Source organism: Saliphagus sp. LR7, from assembly GCF_003344565.1.
Taxonomy (GTDB): Archaea; Halobacteriota; Halobacteria; order Halobacteriales; family Natrialbaceae; genus Saliphagus; species Saliphagus infecundisoli.
In genome coordinates this window covers 1-7072 of sequence record NZ_QPND01000047.1, presented here as the reverse complement: position 1 = coordinate 7072, position 7072 = coordinate 1, and the positions used below count along the sequence as shown (strand labels likewise).

Sequence of the window (7072 nt, the reverse complement as noted above, 5' to 3'; positions counted from 1 at the left end):
CACGGCTGGGACGCCGTGTATGGCTGATCAGCGTCAGCCGTGCGGATGGCCATCAGCCGCCAAGACGGATAGATGTGCGGATTTGGACCAAGAGGGGGGACAGTGGACCCAACACGTCCGGACCGATTGTAGACGTCTCACCACGGAGGGATTCTCGAAATATCAATTCTTTTTCATTTCCTTGACAACGGTCGCTGGGTTGCCTTGTACGACGACCTCTTCGGGAACATCTTCAGTCACAACCGCGCCGGACGCGATGACGCTGTCGTCGCCAACAGTCACACCGGGATTGACCACAGCCTGTCCACCGATCCAGACGTTGTCACCAACTGAGACCGGCTTCGCGTACTCTCGGCCTTCGATTCGTTTGGACGCGTCAAGCGGATGCGTCGCCGTGTAGATGTGGACGCCAGGTGCAATCATACAGTTCCGACCGATCTCTACCCGGCCCGCATCTAAGATGACGCAATCAAAGTTCGCATAGAAATTCTCCCCAACGTGGATATTGTACCCGTAATCACATCGAAACGGGGGCTCTATCTGACACTCATCGCCCACTGAGCCAAAGAGAGCTTCTACCAACTCCCCACGGTCGGCTTGGTCATCTGGCATCGTGTTGTTGTAACGCCCCGTGAGTTCATGCGCACGGTTCCGGTCAGCCACGAGTTCGGGATCAGTTGGATCGTATAAGCCCCCATTCAGCATCTGTTCTTTGTCGCTGCTCATGGTTGCAACAGAATGTCCACCGTCAATAGGAGTTGGCGATAACGCTTCGGCTAGTTAGTTTGCACCTGACCGTAGCAGCTTGATTGGAAACGTGCCCTGGAAAAAGGCTGTTTGATATCTCTGGTCGGCTGTCTACAGATCGCGGGCCTGGACCGTTTTCCGGTCGTTGTCTTGGGCTCGCTGGGCAGCATCCTCGAGCAACTCCTCGACTTCCTCGTCAAGGGCTTCGTAGAAGTCGGCTGCCACATTCTGGTCATCGAGACGGTTCTTCACTGCCGATTTGACGATGAAATCTGCCATACGACACTTACCGGTACATATTGCCCTGAGAAGTAGTCTTCGGCTTGTGAACGTTGGAATCGGCGTACAGACAGTCTTCCACCAGCGATCACAGAACGAACGAGAAGAAGAGAGACGAGCACACCGCTGCCTTGTGCAACATTTTTATCAGAGATGAGGCCGATTGTTGCACAAGGCCGATGACTCCACCCACCGCACCGGCGTCCCTCCCTGATTATATCGCCGACGGACTGCCGAAACAGGACGACGAGACCCTTCGCGATACTCAGGAGTACATCGATCAGTTGCTTGCCGATCGTGAGCGGCGCCGCGAGGAGCCCGTCACTGAAGACGACCTCCCCGATGACGTCGACGTCGTCGAAGAAGGATCGAGCGGCACCGTCTATCACGAGTACCGGACCTGTGGCGACGACACCTGTCAGTGCATGAGTGGTGGGCCGAAACACGGCCCGTACGCATATCGAGCGTATCGTGACGGTGATACCGTTCGCCGGGAGTATCTTGGAAAGGCCGGATCGGAGTGAGTGTGGGGAACGTCAGACAGCTCTGATTACGCTCCAATGCGATTGATGACGCCTCACGATGCTATCGGAAGGAGTAGGGGCGTACTCCTCGAGCTCGTCGAGATGCGGACGTCATCAGTCTCAGATTCCGTCGTTGATACAGCGGAAACGCAGTGTCTCCTGATCGCTCCGGGCTTCGGGAGCGTTCGTTCTACAGACGCCGAACAGTGGCCCCGCTATCGATCGCGAAGCTGTTGGTACTCGTTCTGGCCCCCGGCCCACTTGTGTTCGACGCCGGGAACGGGGACGCCGATCCAGGCGAGCCAGCGGTCGGTCTCAAGCGGCCGCAACTGCACTCGCTTCCCAGCGCGTGTCGCCTCTAAGCTGGGCCCAGCGTCGGCCAGCACGCGCTCGATCCAGGCGGCCCGTTCGTCGTCAAGGGCCGAGAACGCAGCTGTCCGCTGGCTGTCGCGATTGCCGTGCCACTGGAGGCCGCCGGCGAGAGCGTACCAGACGCGGCCCGTGTGCGGCGAGATTTCGAGGTCCTCCGGCGGCGCCCGATCGCCCTCGGTCCACTCGACGTATCGCGAGAGAGTCGCGTGAGCGTGGGTTCGGACACGGTACTCGAGCTGGCGCTTGCCCTTTCGCCCTTTCGCCCGCGAACCGAGTGGGTCAGCCAGTCGAGTTCGTCGGCAAGCCATTTGGCCAACGGCTCGTGGACAGTGCCGACGACGAGATGTTTGTTCGGGCCGTTCCCGGCGATCGTTGCACCCGCCAAGAGCAGTCCCTCGACAGTCTCTCGCTGGACCGCTGAGAGGGGCGGGAACGAACAGTGTGGACCTGACCAGTGTCGGGAGAGGCGCTGGTAGCGCCCGCACCCTCGGGGGCAGACATCGTATTCAGTCATTCGTCATTTAGCAGTTTCCCGGCCTGGTGGCGGATCTGATGAAGCGCCTCGAGCGTTTGCTCGGCAGTAAGCACGAAATATGATATGTGTTTCGCAGTATAGTTGGAATTGGAATCAGCTGAGTTCGAGTATCGCCTCGCTCGGCGTGAGCCCGTGGCACTCGCACACGACGCGGCAGAGAAACCACGCCCGTTCGGCGTTCGACGGTTCCGCCTCAGCCCACTCGCGAGAGTAGTCGAAGAGCGCGACGGCGATCAGCAGCTCGTCTTGGCGATTGAGGGTGTACTCGGGAGCCATCGGCGGGCCTGCCCCCGTCTTTGCATAAAAACCTCAGTGTGTACCGTTCTCGTCCGTTTCGGTGTCCTCGTCACCACTCTCGGCACTGATCGTTTGTCTTTCCGTGACGTCCGAGCCGTGCTGGACAGCGTCAGGATTGCTGAAGGCAAGCCAGTCCTCGCTCTAGGATTCATCCGGGTGGTTCTCGTTGATATGCTCAACTACCCAGATCGAGGGGGATTACCGAAATACCACTGGTCCGACCCTTCACGATAGACGATTGACAAGGTAAACTCGGTATCTCTGTTATCGGAAGTGAGAAATTTGGCTCTTTCAGGGACTGCTGGCAATAGGCCGGCTTAAGCGCTTTCAGCGCCCCATTCTCTTGCAGCCTCGGCAAGCAATTCAGGCTGATGATATGCGAGAATAAGCGCCAGCTCGCGAAGGTCAGTCAAGGGGACATCTCCCTCGAGAATATTATTGACTTCCTGTGAGCAGGCTACTTCAAGATCAAGTACGTTCGACTGCAGGAAGAACGTCTTCTTTTCGGCCCGCCCATCATTCACTCCATCACGTCCCAGTGCCCAAGCATGAGGCTTGTCGTAGGTTTCGGGGACGAATTCGCGAGCGAGATGGGCCGCGTCGAAATCTCTTGGTGACTCGATATCAACCATCACCAATGAGCTAGACACGTTAGATTCCTCCGTTTGGTCTGTGGCGCCTCCATTATCCTCTCTATCCGCGCTTTCGGTACTGATTGAGGCTGTAGTGTCTTGTTCCTCGGTCTCACTCTCGCTGGTCTGGTCTAGCTGAGCATCTTCCTCACTCGATACTCTCTCGTCGTCAGTATCCTCGTCGCTTGCGAACAGGTCGTTAGGGTCGTCGCCGGCACCGGATTCGAAAGATCCCCCCATCTCAGTTCACCCCCACAGTCTGGTCAATCGCTTCATCGGCGATATCGGCGAAGGGGACGTTGACTGCTCCCCAAAACTCATCATCGGTAAATAGTTCCTCACTGTCCCATGTCTTCTCGGGGAGCGGATTGCCTAATGTCGCACAGATTGTTGCCACCAGTGTCCGGTATTTCGGAAGAATGTTCCGCTCAGACTTCCGAATTCGATCTCGGTGTTCATCGAACAACTGGAAGATTGAGACGTACTTCTCCTCGGCCGATTCAAACGCGCTCAGTGACTTGAAGTAAACCGGCGCGTCGTAATCGTCGCGCAGTTTCCGAGCGTAGTCCTTGTGATCGCTCTTTCGTGTATCGACCATCGTGGGAACCACGGCTGTCCGACCAATGTTGATGTCCTGATTCTCGGCGAAACCCTGGGCACTGTCGGCAACTCCGTCGATACTTTCATAGCCCGACCTAGTCGGAACTGCGGGGATCACCACATTTCGAGTTGCGTATAGCGATAGATAATATACTGTATCAGCCTTCGCGTTCGGGTCGATGATCAGGACGTCATACTGGCTCGGGACGTCATTCTTCTGGAGTGTTTTGAGGAGTTGTTTGTATCGGGGGTATTCCCAATCGTCTGGTTTTGTCTGGCCGATATAGTTTTCGTGGGAGTCAAGGAACTCATCAACGCGGTTGAGCCGCTTGTGTGATGGGAGGACGTCGACGTTCGGTTCTGCCGTCCGAATCAAGTCGCTAAACTCGTCTTGCCCTTGATCGACGAGATGGTACGTGAGATCGTCGGCCTCCGGGTTTCGTTTGTTGTCATCGACACCGAGGTAGTTGCTCAGACTGCCGTTCTGCGCGTCCATGTCGATCACCAACACGCGCTGTCCGATCTCGGCGTGGGCAGCTGCGAGATCTCTTGCGACCGTTGTTTTCCCTTGGCCGCCTGACTGGTTATAGACAGTATAGGCTTGCATATCCGTACGTACAGTATGGTTATACATAAAGTTCCGTCAGACAAACCACCAGGACCAATCAGTAGGATTGTCCGCTAAGAGTGATCGGTAAGACCGATCAATCATTATGAGTAGGAGCTAAGAGTGATTAGTGAGACCAACTGGCTAATAGGAGTAGATACTAAGAGTGATTAATAAGACCAACCATTCATTATGAGTGTTCACTCTTAGTGAGCAGCCTTGTTGAATTGAATGGGCTACGCCTGAGGACCGAGCCGCGAAGCGGAGGTGAGCTCAACAACTATCCTGACTCTCGAAGGCGTTCGCGAGGCGCTCTCGCATGAACTCTCGACGATACTGCCGCCGTTCTTCTTCTGATAGGTAGTTTTTCAGCACGACACTCGGATCGGAACTCCCCTGGTCAGCCGCGATCTCATCTAGGTTCTCGAGGAGGTCTGTTTGAGAGTCGAGATACGTCGTGTACCAGAACCGCCGCCCCATCTTCGACGTAGGTGTCTGCCCACGAACGCGGACGTCAGCACGCTCAGCAAGCCGCTGGAAGCGTGCCTGGACCGTTTCACCAACGATATGGCCGTCCTCTGCCGCCGTCGAGGGGAACAGGTACCCGTTCCACTCCCGATCGGACGCACCCAACGCGTCGAGACGATCATTGAGTGTCTCGCGGCCGTAGATCAGTGCGACCGTTCCCGGTCCGTTCTTGCGCTCGTCGAAGCGAATGTGGGGATCCTCTTCCTCGAGAACGAGTTGAGAAACATGCAATGCGGCGACCTCGTTTCGACGGAGCCCCCACGCACACAGTGCGAGGACGAGGAGTTCATCACTCGCTTTGTCGACGACGTCGTAGATCCGCCGTACTTGTTGGCTCGAGAGGGCTGCGTTATCGGGTTCAGAACGTTGCCAGCCGTATTCCATCTCGATGGTCCCTGCCGGGTTGTAGGCAGCCTTTCCTCGTCGTTGGAGGTGCTCATAGAACTGCGAGACGTCGCCGAGGTACCGGAGTTTCGAGGCGTCACTCTCCAGGTCGCGATCGAGTTCGTCAAAGACTGCGAGTACCCGTTCAATCTCGTCAGGTTGGGTCTCGAGATCGGTGAGTCTGTCAACGAGGTCGGCGCTACCGTGGATATCGTGATACAGGCTCGCGTAGGTCGCAAGCCGAGATCGCTTGGTAGAGATCGTTGACTCGGCAAGGTTCCGTCGTTGGTCGAGTGTTCGAATATATGTGTTCAGTTCATCGATGGTGGTTTCGTCGTCGATATCCCAGGGGTTGGAGTCTGTTGACGGGTCAGCACTGTAGCCGACTGTTGCGAGGAACTCCGAGAGCGTGAGATCGTGGTGTTCGCGAAGCGTGTAACAGATACCACCGTATCCGACGTCGAGCAGCTGCTGGTAGGTCGGTCGCGAGTTGAGATCATAGCCCGCCTGTTCGAGTGCTGGTTCGATATCGACGGTCCAGACGTGTCGCAGTTCGTCGAGTGATTTCTGCGACCAGTTGATCTGCTCAGGCACGCGAATCACCGTTTAGAAGGCGGATTGCTCTGGTTTGGGTGGGTTCTAAGAGTTGCATTTCTGGTTGGTTCAGCGTTCGTGATGGTTTTGTAAATAGTTTGTGTAGTCAGTTGTCGAGTGGGGACAACTAATATATACAACAACCACGCTCTAATCGTGAAGAACCATTGTAAACTGTATAACGCTGTATACTTTTCCGCAGGGATTTTTCAACACAGTTTCGGAGGATGGGCTATTTTCGCGTGTTTTCAGACCTAATCGTACTCAACTGTCCGACATTGGTGGGATCACAACCACTTCTATCAGTTAGATCACATCAGGTACGCGAAAGCAGATCAGAACCATACGCTTCAAAGAGTGTCGCCACTCACGAAAGGCGGCCTGAGTTGGTGTAGAGCGCTAATCCGGTGGAATTAGTGCTGAACAAACTAACTCGGCACACTCCCCGGCTGTGAGAACCGGCGTGTAATCCATCTCACCGCGGACACCTACTTTCAACAGGAAATCAGTGAGCCGCCAGATGTTGTGGAGCAATACCGCGAACACGAAGTAGAACATCCGTACTCGATGATCTTTAGAGGAGGTCTTCGCCAAGAAGTCGTTCTTGATGTTCTTGTATTCGTTCTCGATCTGCCAGCGATGGCTATACCGACGACAGAACGTCGCAGCTTCCTCGGGACCCACCGAGAGGTTCGTCGAAAACGCTGCTGTCCCGTCTCCTTTTGTCGAAGGAACGTAGAGAAACTGCATCGCGTGCGAACCATGATCGGCGTGGACAGTTGCCGACTCAGTGGCGACTTCCTGCCCATCTTCGTCCATCGTCTCGATGATCTCGCGCTCGGTACTGTCGCTAGTTGTCCACTCTGGCTCAGAAGCCTCCTAACTGACACGTCGTCGTAAAGGAAGCGGGTGAATCAGGTGACTGATTCATCCGCTGTCCGGATACGCACCTGATGAACATTCCACAACTCAA

The 7072-nt window shown here is 55.7% G+C and carries 8 protein-coding genes and 1 pseudogene; 1 reads left to right on the top strand and 8 read right to left on the bottom strand.

Features of this window, described 5'->3' with window-relative positions:
* Positions 1-162: 162 nt before the first annotated feature.
* Positions 163-726 carry a sugar O-acetyltransferase gene (locus DVH23_RS22810; RefSeq protein WP_114579641.1) on the bottom strand — a complete coding sequence of 188 codons (564 nt, stop codon included), beginning with the start codon at positions 724-726 and terminating at the stop codon, positions 163-165.
* Between the two features lie 132 nt (positions 727-858).
* Positions 859-1026: an NFYB/HAP3 family transcription factor subunit gene (locus tag DVH23_RS22805; protein ID WP_114579640.1), complete on the bottom strand. Its 168-nt coding sequence runs from the start codon at positions 1024-1026 to the stop codon at positions 859-861.
* A gap of 179 nt (positions 1027-1205) precedes the next feature.
* Here DVH23_RS22805 and DVH23_RS22800 point away from each other — a divergent pair, with 179 nt between their 5' ends.
* Complete coding sequence (locus DVH23_RS22800) at positions 1206-1550, top strand: DUF6788 family protein (RefSeq protein WP_114579639.1); 345 nt, start codon at positions 1206-1208, stop codon at positions 1548-1550.
* 215 nt (positions 1551-1765) lie between these two features.
* Here the strand turns inward: DVH23_RS22800 and DVH23_RS22795 are convergent, their stop codons facing one another.
* From DVH23_RS22795 to DVH23_RS22770, 6 genes and pseudogenes are all read right to left on the bottom strand, one after another.
* Positions 1766-2230 (bottom strand): hypothetical protein, encoded by a 465-nt coding sequence (locus DVH23_RS22795; protein WP_114579638.1) that lies wholly within the window; start codon positions 2228-2230, stop codon positions 1766-1768.
* Between the two features lie 320 nt (positions 2231-2550).
* Positions 2551-2733, bottom strand: a complete 183-nt coding sequence (locus tag DVH23_RS22790; protein ID WP_114579637.1) for a hypothetical protein — start codon at positions 2731-2733, stop codon at positions 2551-2553.
* A gap of 338 nt (positions 2734-3071) precedes the next feature.
* Complete coding sequence (locus tag DVH23_RS22785; protein ID WP_114579636.1) at positions 3072-3626, bottom strand: hypothetical protein; 555 nt, start codon at positions 3624-3626, stop codon at positions 3072-3074.
* A 1-nt stretch (position 3627) separates the two neighbouring features.
* Positions 3628-4593, bottom strand: a complete 966-nt coding sequence (locus tag DVH23_RS22780; RefSeq protein ID WP_157972593.1) for a ParA family protein — start codon at positions 4591-4593, stop codon at positions 3628-3630.
* A gap of 273 nt (positions 4594-4866) precedes the next feature.
* Positions 4867-6099 (bottom strand): tyrosine-type recombinase/integrase, encoded by a 1233-nt coding sequence (locus DVH23_RS22775; protein WP_114579634.1) that lies wholly within the window; start codon positions 6097-6099, stop codon positions 4867-4869.
* Positions 6100-6498: 399 nt separating this feature from the next.
* Positions 6499-6945: pseudogene (locus tag DVH23_RS22770) on the bottom strand (transposase); the annotation flags it as partial.
* Positions 6946-7072: the final 127 nt, after the last annotated feature.

Bases quoted from the DNA above. Each gene is read 5' to 3' on its own strand.
- DVH23_RS22795 (WP_114579638.1), bottom strand. From the start codon at position 2,230: ATGGCTTGCCGACGAACTCGACTGGCTGACCCACTCGGTTCGCGGGCG.
- DVH23_RS22810 (WP_114579641.1), bottom strand. From the start codon at position 726: ATGAGCAGCGACAAAGAACAGATGCTGAATGGGGGCTTATACGATCCA.
- DVH23_RS22785 (WP_114579636.1), bottom strand. From the start codon at position 3,626: ATGGGGGGATCTTTCGAATCCGGTGCCGGCGACGACCCTAACGACCTG.
- DVH23_RS22780 (WP_157972593.1), bottom strand. From the start codon at position 4,593: ATGCAAGCCTATACTGTCTATAACCAGTCAGGCGGCCAAGGGAAAACA.
- DVH23_RS22790 (WP_114579637.1), bottom strand. From the start codon at position 2,733: ATGGCTCCCGAGTACACCCTCAATCGCCAAGACGAGCTGCTGATCGCC.
- DVH23_RS22805 (WP_114579640.1), bottom strand. From the start codon at position 1,026: ATGGCAGATTTCATCGTCAAATCGGCAGTGAAGAACCGTCTCGATGAC.
- DVH23_RS22800 (WP_114579639.1), top strand. From the start codon at position 1,206: ATGACTCCACCCACCGCACCGGCGTCCCTCCCTGATTATATCGCCGAC.